The organism is Pantoea sp. E2023-21 (assembly GCF_051302795.1).
GTDB classification, from domain to species: domain Bacteria; phylum Pseudomonadota; class Gammaproteobacteria; order Enterobacterales; family Enterobacteriaceae; genus Pantoea; species Pantoea ludwigii_A.
In genome coordinates this window covers 2288166-2303760 of the sequence record NZ_CP195344.1, presented here as the reverse complement: position 1 = coordinate 2303760, position 15595 = coordinate 2288166, and the positions used below count along the sequence as shown (strand labels likewise).

General features: G+C 56.3%; 10 protein-coding genes. 8 read left to right on the top strand and 2 right to left on the bottom strand.

The features are described from left to right. Positions 1-47 precede the first annotated feature (47 nt). Positions 48-1607, bottom strand: coding sequence for a galactarate dehydratase (gene garD / locus ACRQ84_RS10855; RefSeq protein WP_483816039.1), 1560 nt, complete (start codon positions 1605-1607; stop codon positions 48-50). Positions 1608-2115: 508 nt separating this feature from the next. Between garD and ACRQ84_RS10850 the strand changes: the two genes are divergently transcribed. From ACRQ84_RS10850 to ACRQ84_RS10825, 6 genes are all read left to right on the top strand, one after another. Then, positions 2116-3462: an MFS transporter gene (locus ACRQ84_RS10850; protein WP_483816038.1), complete on the top strand. Its 1347-nt coding sequence runs from the start codon at positions 2116-2118 to the stop codon at positions 3460-3462. A 9-nt stretch (positions 3463-3471) separates the two neighbouring features. Continuing rightward, complete coding sequence (locus tag ACRQ84_RS10845; protein ID WP_483816037.1) at positions 3472-4812, top strand: enolase C-terminal domain-like protein; 1341 nt, start codon at positions 3472-3474, stop codon at positions 4810-4812. 16 nt (positions 4813-4828) lie between these two features. After that, on the top strand, positions 4829-6160 hold the full coding sequence (gene gudD / locus ACRQ84_RS10840) for a glucarate dehydratase (RefSeq protein WP_483816036.1): 1332 nt from the start codon (positions 4829-4831) through the stop codon (positions 6158-6160). A gap of 52 nt (positions 6161-6212) precedes the next feature. After that, a complete protein-coding gene (garL, locus tag ACRQ84_RS10835) occupies positions 6213-6980 on the top strand; it encodes a 2-dehydro-3-deoxyglucarate aldolase (RefSeq protein WP_064738031.1) in 768 nt (255 codons plus the stop codon). Between the two features lie 19 nt (positions 6981-6999). After that, positions 7000-7884 carry a 2-hydroxy-3-oxopropionate reductase gene (garR, locus tag ACRQ84_RS10830; protein ID WP_483816035.1) on the top strand — a complete coding sequence of 295 codons (885 nt, stop codon included), beginning with the start codon at positions 7000-7002 and terminating at the stop codon, positions 7882-7884. Between the two features lie 84 nt (positions 7885-7968). Then, the gene (locus ACRQ84_RS10825) at positions 7969-9108 is read left to right on the top strand and encodes a glycerate kinase (RefSeq protein WP_483816034.1); all 1140 of its coding nucleotides are present in this window, start codon (positions 7969-7971) and stop codon (positions 9106-9108) included. A gap of 81 nt (positions 9109-9189) precedes the next feature. Here ACRQ84_RS10825 and barA read toward each other — a convergent pair whose 3' ends face one another. Beyond that, on the bottom strand, positions 9190-11919 hold the full coding sequence (gene barA, locus ACRQ84_RS10820; protein ID WP_483816033.1) for a two-component sensor histidine kinase BarA: 2730 nt from the start codon (positions 11917-11919) through the stop codon (positions 9190-9192). A 90-nt stretch (positions 11920-12009) separates the two neighbouring features. Here barA and rlmD point away from each other — a divergent pair, with 90 nt between their 5' ends. Both rlmD and relA read left to right on the top strand, forming a co-directional pair. Next, on the top strand, positions 12010-13326 hold the full coding sequence (gene rlmD, locus ACRQ84_RS10815) for a 23S rRNA (uracil(1939)-C(5))-methyltransferase RlmD (protein WP_483816032.1): 1317 nt from the start codon (positions 12010-12012) through the stop codon (positions 13324-13326). Positions 13327-13358: 32 nt separating this feature from the next. After that, entirely contained in the window at positions 13359-15590 is a 2232-nt protein-coding gene (gene relA, locus ACRQ84_RS10810; RefSeq protein WP_483816031.1) for a GTP diphosphokinase, read from the top strand. Positions 15591-15595 lie beyond the last annotated feature (5 nt).

Below are 15595 nucleotides of genomic sequence, written 5' to 3'. Positions count from 1 at the left end.
AAGGTCGCCATGAATGGCGACCCTACATTAACCTGCCAGATTAGCCATTACGTTACCGGCGCGGGATTAAATACCGCCAGCTGATTGCGAATCCCCCAGCGATCCGACCACGTTTGCTTGCGTCCGCTGGCTATATCCAGAATCAACTCAAACAGTCGCCAGCCGACCTGCTCAATACTCTCTTCACCGGTTGCAATGGTTCCGGCATTAATATCCATCAAATCATGCCAGCGCTCAGCCAGCGCATTGCGCGTCGCCATTTTAATCACTGGGATAGCCGCCAACCCGTAAGGCGTGCCGCGTCCGGTGGTGAACACCTGCAAGGTAATGCCCGATGCCATCTGCTGCGTGCCACAGACGAAATCGCTGGCTGGCGTGGCCGCATAAATTAGCCCGCGTTTGGTTGGGCGCTGTCCTGGCGATAACACTTCAACAATCGGGCTGCGACCTGATTTAGCAATCGAGCCCAGCGCTTTCTCCACCACATTCGCCAGCCCACCTTTTTTGTTGCCCGGTGAGGGATTGGCGCTGCGATCGGTTTGCCCCTGGCTGAGATAATCGTCATACCACGCCATCTCTTCCAGCAGCCGTTGACCAACGGCTTCATCTACCACGCGTGGCGTTAGCAGATGAATGGCATCACGCACTTCGGTCACTTCCGAGAACATCACCGTTGCACCACAGCGCACCAGCAAATCAGAAGCAAATCCCACGGCGGGATTCGCCGTTACGCCCGAGAAGGCATCGCTGCCGCCACACTGCGTGCCGATCACCAGCTCTGATGCTGGACAGGTTTCGCGCTGGCGTTGATTGAGCTTTTTCAGATGGCGCTCGGCGACCTGCAGGATTTCATCCACCATCGCACCAAAGCCCACCAGCCGCTCATCCTGCAAACGCACAATGTCGTTGTCATCCAGTGAAATGGCCTGCACATCCGGTGTGCCGGTCAGCAGACGTTCCGGCTGTAATTTCTCGCAGCCGAGGCTGACGATCATCACTTCGCCACCGAAATTGGGATTCAAAGCCAGGTTGTGAATGGTGCGAATCGGCACCACAGCAGCGGGCGCATTGATTGCCACGCCGCAGCCATAAAGGTGATTCAGCGCCACCACGCCGTCGACATTGGGATAACGCGGCAATAAATCACGTTCGATTATCTGCACCACGTAATCCACTACACCCGCCACGCAGTGAACGCTGGTGGTGATACCGAGAAGATTGCGCGTTCCGACGCTGCCATCGGCGTTGCGATAGCCTTCGAAAGTGTAACCTTCCAGCGGCGGCAAGGCGGGCGGCACATTGTTCGCCAGTGGCAAACTAGTGAGCGGTGGTGCTTCGGGCAGCGCCACCAGTGATTCTTCAATCCAGCTACCTTGGGCGATCGGACGCAGCGCGTAGCCAATCACCTCGCCGTAGCGCAGGATGGCGCCATCTTGCGGGATGTCGCTCAGCGCGACTTTATGCCCCTGCGGCACATGCTCAGTCAGTTGCAGTCCGTCGTCGAAACGGGTGCCTGACGGCAATCCCTGATTGTTGACCACGATTGCCACGTTATCGGCATCGTGTACTTTGATATAGAGCGGTTTTTCTGTCAGAGGACGGTTCATTGCTCACCTTCCAGTTCGTCGCACTGTACTTAGCAGCGCGGTTTAAATGTGTTCATCACGTCATCGTTTTTTGCCAGCCTCAGTATATGCAGGGGTATTTGCGTAACGCATTGTGCAACTGACTGGCTTTAAGGGGATTTATCCGCGGAATTTGGTTCGTTTATCCAAACGCAAGTGAAGGGACTCACAAACTGTGGTCGGCCTGTACGTTTACCAGGCAAAATCAGGGTGAAAAAAAGCGTTCCGTGAGCCACGCCGCAGCGTTATGTGCAGATGCCATAAAATCATTCTTATTCATCCTTAATCCTCATGCTTTCTTCCAATGTTTCGCCGCCAGGCTGTTCCTATACTGATTCTCGTTCTTCAACGTTAGGTTATTCGTCACGACGCATCATCGTTTTGCCAAATATAAAAATCGCCGTGTTTAACCCAACTTCTCTCTGATACCCAACGCGATGTGTATGCAGTCAGAGCGGATGTAGCTCACGCTATATTTCAGGAGTGCATCATGAATAGTTTCAGCCAGACAGCGGAAGCGGTGCAAAAGCGCACCAATGCCCGTTACTGGATTGTGGTGATGTTATTTATCGTCACCTCGTTCAACTACGGTGACCGCGCAACCATTTCGATTGCCGGTTCGGCAATGTCCAAAGATATCGGTCTCGATACAGTCGGACTGGGCTACATCTTCTCCGCCTTCTCGTGGGCTTATGTGATTGGTCAGATTCCGGGCGGCTGGCTGCTCGACCGCTTCGGCTCAAAACGCGTCTACTTCTGGAGCATCTTCACCTGGTCGCTGTTTACCTTGCTGCAAGGCTTCGTCGATGTATTCAGCGGCTTCGGCATCATCGTTTCATTGTTTATGTTGCGATTCCTGGTGGGTTTAGCTGAGGCGCCATCCTTCCCCGGCAACAGCCGTATTGTTGCGGCCTGGTTCCCGGCGCAGGAGCGCGGCACCGCCGTAGCGATCTTCAACTCGGCGCAATACTTCGCCACGGTGATTTTCGCGCCCATCATGGGTTGGCTGGTATCAGAAGTGGGCTGGGCTCACGTGTTCTGGTTCATGGGCGGATTGGGCATCATCCTCAGCTTCATCTGGCTGAAAGTGATCCACGATCCCACCGATCATCCGGGCGTTAATAAAGCCGAGCTGGAGTACATGGAGCAGGGCGGTGCGCTGATCAACATGGACGCCAAAAAGGATGACCGCAAAGTCAGCTGGAGCGAGAAGTGGTTTCAAATTAAACAGCTGCTCTCCTCACGCATGATGCTGGGCATCTATCTCGGCCAGTATTGCGTCAACGCTTTAACTTACTTCTTTATTACCTGGTTCCCGGTGTATCTGGTGCAGGCGCGCGGCATGTCGATTCTGAAAGCCGGCTTTATCGCTTCGATCCCGGCGGTGTGCGGCTTCCTCGGTGGCGTATTGGGCGGTGTGATTTCCGATTACCTGATGCGTAAAACCGGCTCGCTGAATATCGCGCGTAAAACGCCGATTGTGCTCGGCATGCTGCTTTCCATTTCGATGGTGATGTGTAACTACACCGACACTGAATGGGTAGTGGTGTTCTTCATGGCCCTGGCGTTCTTTGGGAAAGGCATTGGTGCGCTGGGTTGGGCGGTGATGGCGGATACCGCACCGAAAGAGATCAGCGGCCTGAGCGGGGGTCTGTTCAACATGTTCGGTAACTTCTCCGGCATCGTCACGCCAATTGCTATCGGTTACATCATCGCCACCAGCGGATCCTTCGAAGGCGCGCTGATTTATGTCGGTATCCATGCCTTTGTCGCCGCATTTAGCTTCCTGGTGATTGCGGGCGATATCAAGCGCGTCGAGCTGAAAACCAGGCCATAAGGACGGAATATGACTACGCAAAGCACGCCGGTGATCACCGAAATGCAGGTGATTCCGGTTGCCGGTTACGACAGCATGCTGCTCAACATCGGGGGCGCGCACAGCGCCTGCTTCACCCGCAATATCGTGGTGCTCACTGACAGCGCGGGACATACCGGCGTCGGTGAAGCACCAGGCGGTGAAACCATCTACCAAACGCTGATTGAGGCGATTCCGCAGGTTAAAGGCCAGCAGATTGCTCGTATGAATCGTCTGGTGCAGCAGGTGCATAAAGGCAACCAGTCGGCGGATTTCGATACGTTCGGCAAAGGCGCGTGGACCTTCGAACTGCGCGTCAACGCGGTCGCCGCGCTGGAAGCGGCACTGCTCGATCTGCTCGGCCAATGCCTCGGCGTGCCGGTGGCGGAACTGCTCGGTCCAGGTCAGCAGCGTGATGAAGTGACGGTACTTGGTTATCTGTTCTATCTCGGCGATCGCCGTAAAACCGATTTGCCGTATTTGACCGGCGAAGGGGCCAGCCACGATTGGTACCACTTGCGCCATCAGGAAGCGCTAACACCGGAATCCGTGGTGCGTCTGGCGGAAGCGGCACAGGACAAATACGGCTTCAAAGATTTCAAACTCAAAGGCGGCGTGCTACCGGGCGAGCAGGAGATTGAGTCGGCGGCGGCACTGAAAAAACGTTTCCCCGATGCACGCATTACCGTCGATCCCAACGGCGCCTGGACGCTCGACGAAGCCATTCGCTTATGTAAGGGCATGGGTGATGTGCTGACCTACGCCGAAGATCCGTGCGGTGCCGAACAGGGCTATTCCGGACGCGAAGTAATGGCCGAATTCCGCCGCGCCACCGGATTGCCGGTCGCCACCAATATGATTGCCACCAACTGGCGCGAAATGAACCACGCGGTGATGCTCAACTCCGTCGATATTCCGCTGGCCGATCCGCACTTCTGGACGCTGAGCGGCGCGGTACGGGTAGCGCAACTGTGTGACGATTGGGGATTAACCTGGGGTTGTCACTCGAATAACCACTTCGACATTTCGCTGGCGATGTTCACTCATGTGGGCGCGGCGGCGCCGGGCAAACCGACCGCCATTGATACGCACTGGATTTGGCAGGAGGGCGATCAGCGCCTGACCAAAGAGCCGCTGCAGATCCGCAACGGCAAAATTGCCGTGCCGGATAAGCCGGGCCTCGGCGTTGAGCTGGATTGGGATCGTTTGCATCAGGCCAACGCATTGTACAAATCGCTGCCAGTTGGTGCGCGTAATGACGCCACCGCTATGCAGTATCTGGTTCCCAATTGGTCATTCGACCGCAAGCGTCCGGCCTTCGGTCGCGGCTAAGTCTAAGGAGCAGAAAATGAGTCAGACACCGAAAATCATATCGCTGCAGGTCATTCCGGTGGCCGGTTACGACAGTATGTTGCTCAACCTGAGTGGCGCGCATTCGCCGTTCTTCACCCGCAATATCGTTATCATTAAAGACAATGCCGGTCATACCGGTGTGGGTGAAATTCCGGGCGGCGAAAAGATTCGCCAGACGCTGGAGGATGCAGAGGCGCTGGTGGTGCAGAAAACCGTTGGCGAATACAAAAACATCCTCAATCTGGTGCGCAGCACCTTTGCCGACCGCGATTCCAGCGGGCGCGGCAACCAAACCTTCGACTTGCGCACCACCATTCATGTGGTGACCGGTATTGAAGCGGCGCTGCTTGATCTGCTGGGGCAGCATTTGGGGGTTAACGTGGCCTCGCTGCTCGGCGATGGGCAGCAGCGCGACCGCGTAGAAATGCTCGGCTACCTGTTCTACGTCGGCGACCGCAAGAAAACGTCGCTGCCGTATCAGAGTCAGGAACATGACAAATGCGATTGGTATCGCCTGCGCCATGAAGAAGCGCTGACGCCGGATACGGTGGTGCGGCTGGCGGAAGCGGCTTATGAAAAATATGGTTTTAACGATTTCAAACTGAAAGGCGGCGTGCTGCGCGGTGGTGAAGAGGCCGAAGCGGTGACGGCGCTGGCGAAGCGTTTCCCCCAGGCGCGTATCACGCTCGATCCTAACGGCGCCTGGTCGCTGAACGAAGCGATTCTGCTCGGCAAGCAGCTGAAAGGTGTGCTGGCGTATGCGGAAGATCCGTGCGGTGCTGAGCAGGGCTATTCCGGTCGCGAAGTGATGGCTGAGTTTCGTCGCGCCACCGGCATGCCGACCGCCACCAATATGATCGCCACCGACTGGCGTCAAATGGGCCACACGCTGTCGCTGCAATCGGTCGATATCCCGCTGGCCGATCCGCACTTCTGGACGATGCAGGGTTCGGTGCGCGTGGCGCAAATGTGCCACGACTTCGGCCTGACTTGGGGGTCGCACTCTAACAACCACTTCGATGTATCACTGGCGATGTTTACCCACGTCGCCGCCGCCGCGCCGGGCGCGATTACCGCTATCGATACGCACTGGATTTGGCAGGAAGGCAATCAGCGCCTGACCAAAGAGCCGTTCCAGATAAAAGGCGGCATGGTGCAGGTGCCGCAAAAACCGGGTCTCGGCGTTGAGCTGGATATGGATCAGGTCATGCAGGCTAATGCGCTGTATCAGAAACACGGTCTGGGCGCGCGCGATGATGCGCAGGCCATGCAGTTCCTCGTACCGAACTGGACCTTTGATAACAAGCGTCCGTGCCTGGTGCGCTAACTTTTCCGGCTCCCCGCGCGGGAGCCTGCTGTGACCGACAGGAGTGAAGACAATGAGCAATGCCTGGCCGAATAATTTTCGTCGCCGTCTGCTGGCAGGAGAAACCCTGATTGGCAGCTGGTGTGCGCTAGCTAACCCCCTTACCACCGAAGTACTGGGCCTGGCGGGCTTTGACTGGCTGGTACTGGATGGCGAACACGCACCGAACGACATCACCACTTTTGTGCCGCAGCTGATGGCACTGAAGGGCAGTCACAGCGCGCCGGTGGTGCGTCCGCCGTGCAATGAACCGATCATCATTAAGCGTCTGCTGGATATCGGCTTCTACAACTTCCTGGTGCCGTTCGTGGAAACCGAGGAAGAAGCGATTCGCGCGGTCGCGTCAACCCGCTATCCGCCGGCTGGCATACGCGGTGTCTCGGTTTCACACCGCAGCAACATGTACGGCACGCTGCCGGACTACAACAGCACCATCAACGACAACATTACGGTGCTGGTGCAGATCGAAACCCAACAAGCGGTGGACAACATTGATGCTATCGCCGCGGTGGAGGGTGTCGATGGCATCTTTGTTGGGCCAGGCGATCTCTCGGCAGCGCTCGGCTATCTCGGCCAGCCCGCGCATCCCGAAGTATTGAAAGTGATTAAACACGTGTTTGAACGCGCTAAAGCAGCGGGGAAACCCAGCGGCATTCTCGCCCCGGTCGAAGCCGATGCGCGCCGCTATCTGGAGTGGGGTGCCAGCTTTGTCGCGGTAGGCAGCGATCTGGGTGTATTCCGTAACGCCACGCAGGCGCTGTGTGACAAATTTAAAAAATAACTGACTGAGAGGAAAGGCAATGAAAATTGGATTTATCGGCCTCGGCATCATGGGCAAACCGATGAGTAAAAACCTGGTGAAAGCCGGTTATTCGCTGGTGGTACGCGACCATAATGTCAGCAACGAAGCAGAGCTGGTGGAGCTGGGCGCTACCGTGGCGAAGACGCCAAAAGAGGTCGCCGAGCAGGTAGATGTGTTGATCACTATGGTGCCGAATTCGCCGCAGGTAAAAGAGGTGTGCCTCGGCGCCAACGGCATCATCGAAGGGGCGAAGCCGGGCCTGATCGTTATCGACATGAGCTCCATCGCGCCGTTGGCCAGCCGTGAAGTGCATGATGCGCTGGCGGCAAAAGGCATCAAAATGCTGGATGCACCGGTAAGCGGCGGTGAGCCGAAAGCGATCGAAGGTACGCTATCGGTGATGGTGGGTGGCGATAAAGCCGTATTTGACCAGTGCTACGACATCATGAAAGCGATGGCGGGTTCGGTAGTGCATACCGGCGATATCGGTGCGGGCAACGTTACCAAGCTGGCCAATCAGGTGATTGTGGCGCTTAACATCGCAGCGATGTCGGAAGCGCTGTCGCTGGCAACCAAAGCGGGTGTGAATCCTGAGCTGGTATATCAGGCGATTCGCGGCGGTCTGGCGGGCAGCACGGTGCTGGATGCCAAAGCGCCGATGGTGCTGGATCGTAACTTCAAGCCGGGCTTCCGTATCGATCTGCATATTAAAGATCTGGCGAATGCGCTGGATACCTCCCACGACATTGGTGCGCATCTGCCGCTGACCGCTGCCGTAATGGAGATGATGCAAGCGCTGAAGGTAGACGGACAGGGCACTTCCGACCATAGCGCACTGGCCTGCTATTATGAAAAATTAGCGAAAGTTGAGATCACCCGGTAGTGCAATCGTCCGGCATCTGCGGATGCCGGACGGCTCGCTATCTTCGCAGGACGGATGTCCGTCATCAACCGCGCTGGATTGCCTATGAAAATTGTCATCGCACCGGATTCATATAAAGAGAGTTTATCCGCCCTGGAAGTGGCTTCGGCGATTGAAGCGGGTTTCCGCGAGATTTTTCCTGAAGCTGACTACGTGAAAATACCGGTTGCCGACGGTGGTGAAGGCACGGTTGAAGCGATGGTGGCGGCAACGCAGGGAAACATTGTCAGGCTGACGGTTACTGGACCGCTCGGCAAGCCAGTGGAGGCGTTCTACGGTTTATCTGGCGATGAGCGTACCGCGTTTATCGAAATGGCGGCGGCCAGCGGGCTGGAGTTAGTGCCTGCAGCACAGCGCGATCCGCTGATTACCACCTCGTTCGGCACCGGCGAGCTGCTCAAAGATGCGCTTGATCGCGGTGTCGATCACATCATCATCGGCATTGGCGGCAGCGCCACCAACGATGGCGGTTCTGGCATGATGCAGGCGCTGGGCGCGCATCTGCTGGATGAGCACGGCAAGGAAATTGCCTATGGCGGCGGTGCATTGCCGCAGCTGGCGCGCATTGATATCGAACAGCTGGATCCGCGTATTAAGCAGTGCCGCTTTGAGGTGGCCTGCGATGTCAGCAATCCACTCACCGGTGAAAAGGGCGCTTCGGCGATATTCGGCCCGCAAAAAGGTGCGACGCCGGAGTTGGTGCAGCAATTGGACAAAGCACTGGAACATTACGCCACCCTGATTCATCGCGATCTGGATATTGATGTTTTACACATTGATGGCGGCGGTGCGGCAGGCGGCATGGGCGCGGCGCTGCATGCGTTTTGCCAGGCCGAATTACGCAGCGGTATTGAGATTGTCACTGAAGCCCTGGGTCTGGCCGAACAGGTGAAAGATGCCGATCTGGTGATTACCGGCGAAGGGCGCATTGATAGTCAAAGCATCAACGGCAAGGTACCGATTGGCGTGGCAAAAGTCGCGAAGCAGTTTAATAAGCCGGTGATTGGCATTGCCGGAAGTTTAACCGCGGATGTCGGCGTGGTGCATCAACATGGGCTAGATGCGGTGTTTAGCGTACTGTTTGGCATCTGCACGCTGGAAGAGGCGCTGGCCAATGCAGCGCAGAACGTACGCCTGACAGCGCGCAATGTGGCCGCGGCCATCAAAGCGGGCAAAGGGTTATAAGTCGGTCGCCATGAATGGCGACCCTACAGATGCCGTCGTAAGGGCGGCATTTATGCCAACCGGGTCCATCACCACACGCAATTAACCCAACGCCAATAACTTCCGCGCCTCACGCGCCACGTTTGCCATCTCATCGCTCAACTCCAGCAACTCCGGCTCCAGCGCTTCGATATCACTTTCCTGATGCAAACTCTTCTCCAACTGCTGACACAACTGCTTCAGGCGCGGTACGCCGCTGTAGCTGGCGCTGCCGTGCAGCTTGTGGATAATCTCCCGCAATCCCATCACATCATTACTCGCTATCGCACTCTCAACGCGCGCTTCCACTTCCGGCAGGAAATCGAGCAGCATTTGCAGCAGATCGCGGGCTAAATCAGGTTTGTTGGCGGCCTGACGCAGCGCTAATGTCCAGTCCAGCGATGGCGCTACTTCCGGCTGTTGCGGCTGCGGCGTGACTCGGTTTGGCGCGTAACGCTGCAGCAGCTGGCTCAATTTGTCCTCGTCAATCGGCTTTGCCAAATAGTCGTTCATGCCAGCGTTGATGAGCTGCGCACGTTCGCCATCCAGCGCATGGGCGGTAACGGCAACAATCGGCGTGGTGGCATGCAACGGCAGGCCGCGGATGATTTCGCTGGCGCGGATGCCATCAATATCCGGCATCTGAATGTCCATCAGAATCACGTCCAGCTTGTGCAGTCGCGCCTGGCGAATCGCCTGCTCGGCGTTATCACACAGAATGATGTGCTGCACCTGTTCCTCCAGCAACGCGCCAATCAGTTTCAGGTTGGCAGGATTATCATCCACCGCCATCACCGTCAGCGGTTGGCGTGTCCCGCGTGGCAGCGCATCGCTTTGCCAGTCATGTAAGTCCAGCAGCATCGGCAGCAAGCGCGTCAACGAAATCGGCTTGGCGATACAACCGGCAATCCCGCGAGCCCGCAGTTCGTCGGCAAACAGCATCATTTCACTGGGTAGCGCCAGCAGTACCGAATCGGCACGCGCATGCAAACGGTTAATTAACGCATCCGGCAGCGTCGCGGGATGCGGTTCAGTTACCGGCCATCCCATCAGCAGAAGCGGGAAGTGCGTGTCGGGCATCTCATCCAGGCTGGAGAAATGCTGCACTTGCAGCGGCGTGATGCTTAGCATCTCCTGCACCGCTTTCGCCACCGCCGGGTGCGGCTCGATATAAGCCAGCGGCGTGGCGCGCAGATCGTCCAGCATGCGTGGAATGGCTGGCGCATTCGGATTGAGATCGAGATGAATGTGTACCCAGAAAGTCGAACCCTGGTTCGGACGGCTGTGGAAGGCAATTTCACCGCCCATTTCGCTCACCAGTTTCTGCGTGATGACCAGCCCTAAACCGGTACCGCCATGACGCCGTGTGATACTGGCATCGGCCTGGCGAAACGCCTGGAACAGCTGCGACTGTTGCTGTTCGGCGATGCCAATGCCGGTGTCATGCACCTGAATCTCCAGCTCGACGCGCGTGGCGCTGATGCTGCGTAACTCAACGCGTAAATCGATATGTCCGTGCTCGGTGAATTTAATCGCGTTGCCAATCAGGTTGATCATGATCTGCTGCAGACGCAGCGGATCGCCAATCACATTGTCCGGCACCTGTTTTTCCAGGCAGACGGTAATTTCCAGTCCTTTGTCATGGGCGGACGGTGCCAGCAGCACCAGCGTCTCATCCAGCGTGGCGCGCAGTGGGAAGGGGATAGACTCCAGCACCAGCTTGCCGGCTTCCAGTTTCGAAAAATCGAGCACGTCGTTAATGATGCTTAGCAGGTTATTCGCCGAACGCTCGATGGTGCTCATGTAGTCGCGCTGGTTGGTGCTCAGTCCGGTTTTCAGCATCTGGCGGGTAAAGCCGATCACGCCATTGAGCGGCGTACGCAGCTCATGCGACATGTTGGCGAGAAATTCCGATTTGATACGCGCCGCTTCCTGCGCGCGCTTCTTCGCCAGATCCAGCTCCACGTTCTGAATCTCCAGCTGTTCCAGCGTTTCGCGCAGATCGTAAGTGGCCTGATCGATGTTCTGCTGCATCTCTTCGTGATATGCAGTAAGCGACATCGCCATCGCATTGATACCGTTCTTAAGAATACTCAGTTCGCCCAGCATGTAGCCATCCACGCGACTGTCCAGCTGGCCGCGGCGAATGCGGTCAACGGTGGTAACCATATTGCGAATCGGGCCGGTGACATCGCGCATCAGGCGATAAGCAAACAGCATGGCGATGCACAGGCAGAACAGCAGCAGCAGCGTGGCGACAAACACCTCTTTGTACTGCTCCAGCCGCACCGATTGCAGATCTAACTCGATCGCCACATAACCCAGCGGATTCCCCGACGGTTTAGCGTCTTCGCCCGGCAACTCATCCACTGAATAGCGTTCGGAAATGATCGGCGTGCGCAGAATCATAATCGTGCCCTGGCGCTCAACCGAGACCCCATCTTCCAGCGTTGAGATATCCTCTTTTTGCAGCAGCGCCAGATTTTGATTGTTATTTGAGGTGACGTAGACGTGATTGTTATTGTCGAAAATGGTGATGGCACGGACAATATTGGAATGGCGGCGGTGCAGCAGGCTCACTAATTCGCGAATCGCATCGCGGTTGTGCCACGTCATACTGTATTCACTGGAGACGGCCAGGGGTTCGATAATATTCGCCCCCGCGTCATGCACCTGATGCTGTAATTCGTTGTAGCGGTGAACCACGAAGAAGGTACTGAGCAGCAAGCCAATCATCAGCGTTGGCGCCAGTATCAAAATCATCATTCGCGCCCGCAGGCTATATTTGGTCATAATTGTGGCCTGGCGACTCCTGACATTTTTTCCCTGTGCGAGCGCTGTTAACGGCTGCACACCCAACTAAAGTAGAGATTTCACAATACTATGGCGCAATTTTACTCTGCAAAACAGCGTGTGACGACCAAGGCGCGCATAACCGTCACCATCGAAGACCTCGATCCTTTTGGGCAAGGTGTTGCGCGCCATAAGGGCAAGACGATGTTTATCAGCGGCGCGCTGCCCGGTGAACAGGCTGAAGTGACGGTGTTTGAGGATAAAAGTAAGTACGCGCGCGCCAAAGCGAACAAGATTCTTAATCCCAGCCCACAGCGGGAAAAACCGCGCTGTGTCCATTTCGGTGTATGCGGCGGTTGCCAGCAGCAACATGCTGCGGTGGCCTTGCAGCAAGAGAGCAAAGCGCGCGCATTAAGCCGCATGTTAAGCCGAGAAGCGCCGCTGCCGGTCAAGGTTGATGAGATCATTAGCGGCAGCGCGTGGGGTTATCGTCGTCGGGCGCGTTTAGGCCTGCAGTGGCAGGCGAAACAGCAGCGCCTGCAAATGGGGTTTCGTCAGGCGGCGAGCAACGATCTGATTGAACTGAAGCAATGCCCGGTTTTGGTGCCCGAACTTGAGGCGTTACTCCAGCCATTGCACCACTGTCTCAGCGATTTGCAGGCGGTCAGACGTTTGGGCCACGTCGAATTGGTGCTGGCCGATAATGGCCCGCTGATGGTGTTGCGTCATCTTGATGCATTATCTGCAGGCGACCGCGCAAAACTGGAACGCTTTTCGCATGAGCAGCAACTGTCGCTCTATCTGGCTGATGGCAGTGAAAGTTTGCAGGCGCTCAATGCGCGCGAACCTTTTTATCACTCGTTGAATTTACCGCTATCCTTTAGCCCGCAGAATTTTATTCAGGTCAACGATGGCGTGAATCAGCAGATGGTCGCCACCGCCATCGAATGGCTGGATTTGCAGCCAGAGGATCGTGTGCTGGATTTGTTCTGTGGCATGGGAAACTTCACTTTGCCGCTAGGAAAATTCGTACAAAATGCTGTAGGTGTGGAGGGTGTTGCAGCATTAGTGCAGCAGGCAGCGTATAATGCTGAGCAGAATAATCTTGGGAATGTTCGCTTCTTCCAGCACAACCTGGAGGAAGATGTAACGCGTCAGCCGTGGGCTACGCAGGGATTTAATAAGGTGTTACTGGATCCAGCGCGTGCTGGGGCCGCGGGCGTAATGGCGCATGTGGTTAAACTTGCGCCGGAACGTGTGGTCTATGTTTCCTGTAACCCGACAACGCTGGCGCGTGACAGTCAAACATTGCTGTCAGCGGGCTACCATTTGGAAAGGGTCGCGATGCTGGATATGTTCCCCCATACCAGTCATCTCGAATCCATGGTGCTATTTAGCAAAGCATAAGCGGTGTCCACATCGCTGTGGCAGGAGAGGATATGGTTGCGGTTAGAAGTGCGCATTTAAATACGGCGGGCGAATTTGCCCTCGACCAGTGGATCGCCAGTTTAAGTATCAATAATCCGCAATCCTGTCAGCGACTGGCGGATGCATGGCGCTACTGTGAAGCCGAAACGCACAACCATCCTGATCAAGCTCTGCTGCTGTGGCGTGGCATTGAGATGGTGGAAATTCTTACCATGCTCAGCATGGATATCGACAGTCTGCGCGCCGCACTGCTGTTCCCCCTTGCCAATGCCGATGTGGTGAGCGAAGAGGATCTTGAGAAAGCGTTTGGCAAAGAGATTGTGATGTTGGTGCACGGCGTGCGCGACATGGATGCCATTCGCCAGCTGAAAGCCATTCACAACGATTCGATGGCCTCCGAGCAGGTGGATAACGTGCGCCGCATGCTGCTGGCGATGGTGGAAGATTTCCGCTGCGTGGTCATCAAGCTGGCGGAACGTATCGCCCATCTGCGCGAAATGAAAGATGCGCCTGAAGATGAGCGCGTGCTCGCCGCCAAAGAGAGCACCAATATTTACGCGCCGCTGGCCAACCGCCTGGGTATCGGCCAACTCAAATGGGAGCTGGAAGATTACTGCTTCCGCTATCTGCATCCCGACGAATACAAACGCATTGCTAAGCTGCTGCATGAACGCCGTATCGATCGCGAAGGCTATATCGAAAGCTTCGTGGAAAATCTGCGCGCAGAAATGAAGAAAGAAGGTGTGCGTGCCGAAGTTTATGGCCGCCCAAAACATATCTACAGCATCTGGCGCAAGATGCAGAAGAAATCGTTAGCGTTCGACGAGCTGTTTGACGTGCGCGCGGTGCGTATCGTGGCTGAGCGTCTGCAGGATTGCTACGGCGCGCTCGGTACGGTGCATACGCTGTTTCGCCATCTGCCGAGCGAGTTTGACGACTACGTCGCTAATCCGAAGCCCAACGGTTATCAATCGATTCATACCGTGGTGCTGGGGCCGCAGGGCAAAACGGTGGAGATTCAGATTCGTACGCGTCAGATGCACGAAGATGCTGAATTGGGCGTGGCGGCACACTGGAAGTACAAAGAAGGCCCAACGTCCAGCAATGCGCGCGGCGCAGCAGGACATGAAGGGCGCATCGCCTGGCTGCGTAAGCTGATCACCTGGCAGGAAGAGATGGCTGATTCTGGCGAGATGCTGGAGGAGGTGCGCAGTCAGGTATTTGACGACCGCGTCTATGTATTTACCCCGAAAGGTGATGTGGTCGATCTGCCGGCGGGCTCAACGCCGCTCGACTTCGCCTACCACATTCACAGCGATATCGGTCACCGCTGCATTGGCGCCAAAATCAGCGGGCGCATCGTGCCGTTTACCTATCAGCTGCAGATGGGCGATCAGATTGAAGTGATCACCCAGAAACAGCCGAACCCCAGCCGCGACTGGCTGAATCCGAACCTAGGCTACATCACCACCAGCCGCGGTCGCTCGAAGATTCACGCCTGGTTCCGCAAGCAGGATCGTGACAAAAATATTATTGCTGGTCGCCAGATTCTGGAAAGCGAACTGAACCAGATGGATATCAGCATGCGCGAGGCGGAAAAACTGTTGCTGCCGCGCTATAACGTCAGTTCACAGGATGAGCTGCTGGCGATGATTGGCGGCGGCGATATTCGCCTCAATCAGATGGTGAATTTCCTGCAGGCCAGGCTCAACAAGCCGAGCGCTGAAGAGGAAGATCGCGAGGCGTTGCGCCAACTGACGCAGAAGTCGCATGCGCCGTCTTCACGCAAAGAGAGCGGTCGCGTGGTGGTGGAAGGGGTGGGCAATCTGCTGCACCACATCGCACGCTGCTGCCAGCCGATTCCCGGCGACGATATTGTTGGCTTTATTACCCAGGGACGCGGCATCTCTATTCACCGCGCCGACTGTGACCAGTTAACTGAGCTGATTTCGCACGCGCCGGAACGTATCGTGGATGCCGTGTGGGGCGAGGATTACTCCAGCGGTTACTCGCTGGTGGTGCGCGTCACTGCCAACGATCGTAGCGGCCTGCTGCGCGATATCACCACTATTCTGGCTAACGAGAAGGTCAATGTACTTGGCGTCTCCAGCCGCAGCGATACCAAAAAACAGCTGGCGACGATTGATATGGATATTGAGATCTATAACCAGCAAGTACTCGGACGCGTTCTGGCGCGTCTCAATCAGGTGCCGGATATTATCGACGCGCGCCGTTTGCACTGATTTCC

Coding starts and splice junctions, on each gene's coding strand:
- ACRQ84_RS10850 (WP_483816038.1), top strand. CDS start 2,116: ATGAATAGTTTCAGCCAGACAGCGGAAGCGGTGCAAAAGCGCACCAAT.
- barA (WP_483816033.1), bottom strand. CDS start 11,919: ATGACCAAATATAGCCTGCGGGCGCGAATGATGATTTTGATACTGGCG.
- garD (WP_483816039.1), bottom strand. CDS start 1,607: ATGAACCGTCCTCTGACAGAAAAACCGCTCTATATCAAAGTACACGAT.
- garR (WP_483816035.1), top strand. CDS start 7,000: ATGAAAATTGGATTTATCGGCCTCGGCATCATGGGCAAACCGATGAGT.
- rlmD (WP_483816032.1), top strand. CDS start 12,010: ATGGCGCAATTTTACTCTGCAAAACAGCGTGTGACGACCAAGGCGCGC.
- ACRQ84_RS10845 (WP_483816037.1), top strand. CDS start 3,472: ATGACTACGCAAAGCACGCCGGTGATCACCGAAATGCAGGTGATTCCG.
- garL (WP_064738031.1), top strand. CDS start 6,213: ATGAGCAATGCCTGGCCGAATAATTTTCGTCGCCGTCTGCTGGCAGGA.
- ACRQ84_RS10825 (WP_483816034.1), top strand. CDS start 7,969: ATGAAAATTGTCATCGCACCGGATTCATATAAAGAGAGTTTATCCGCC.
- gudD (WP_483816036.1), top strand. CDS start 4,829: ATGAGTCAGACACCGAAAATCATATCGCTGCAGGTCATTCCGGTGGCC.
- relA (WP_483816031.1), top strand. CDS start 13,359: ATGGTTGCGGTTAGAAGTGCGCATTTAAATACGGCGGGCGAATTTGCC.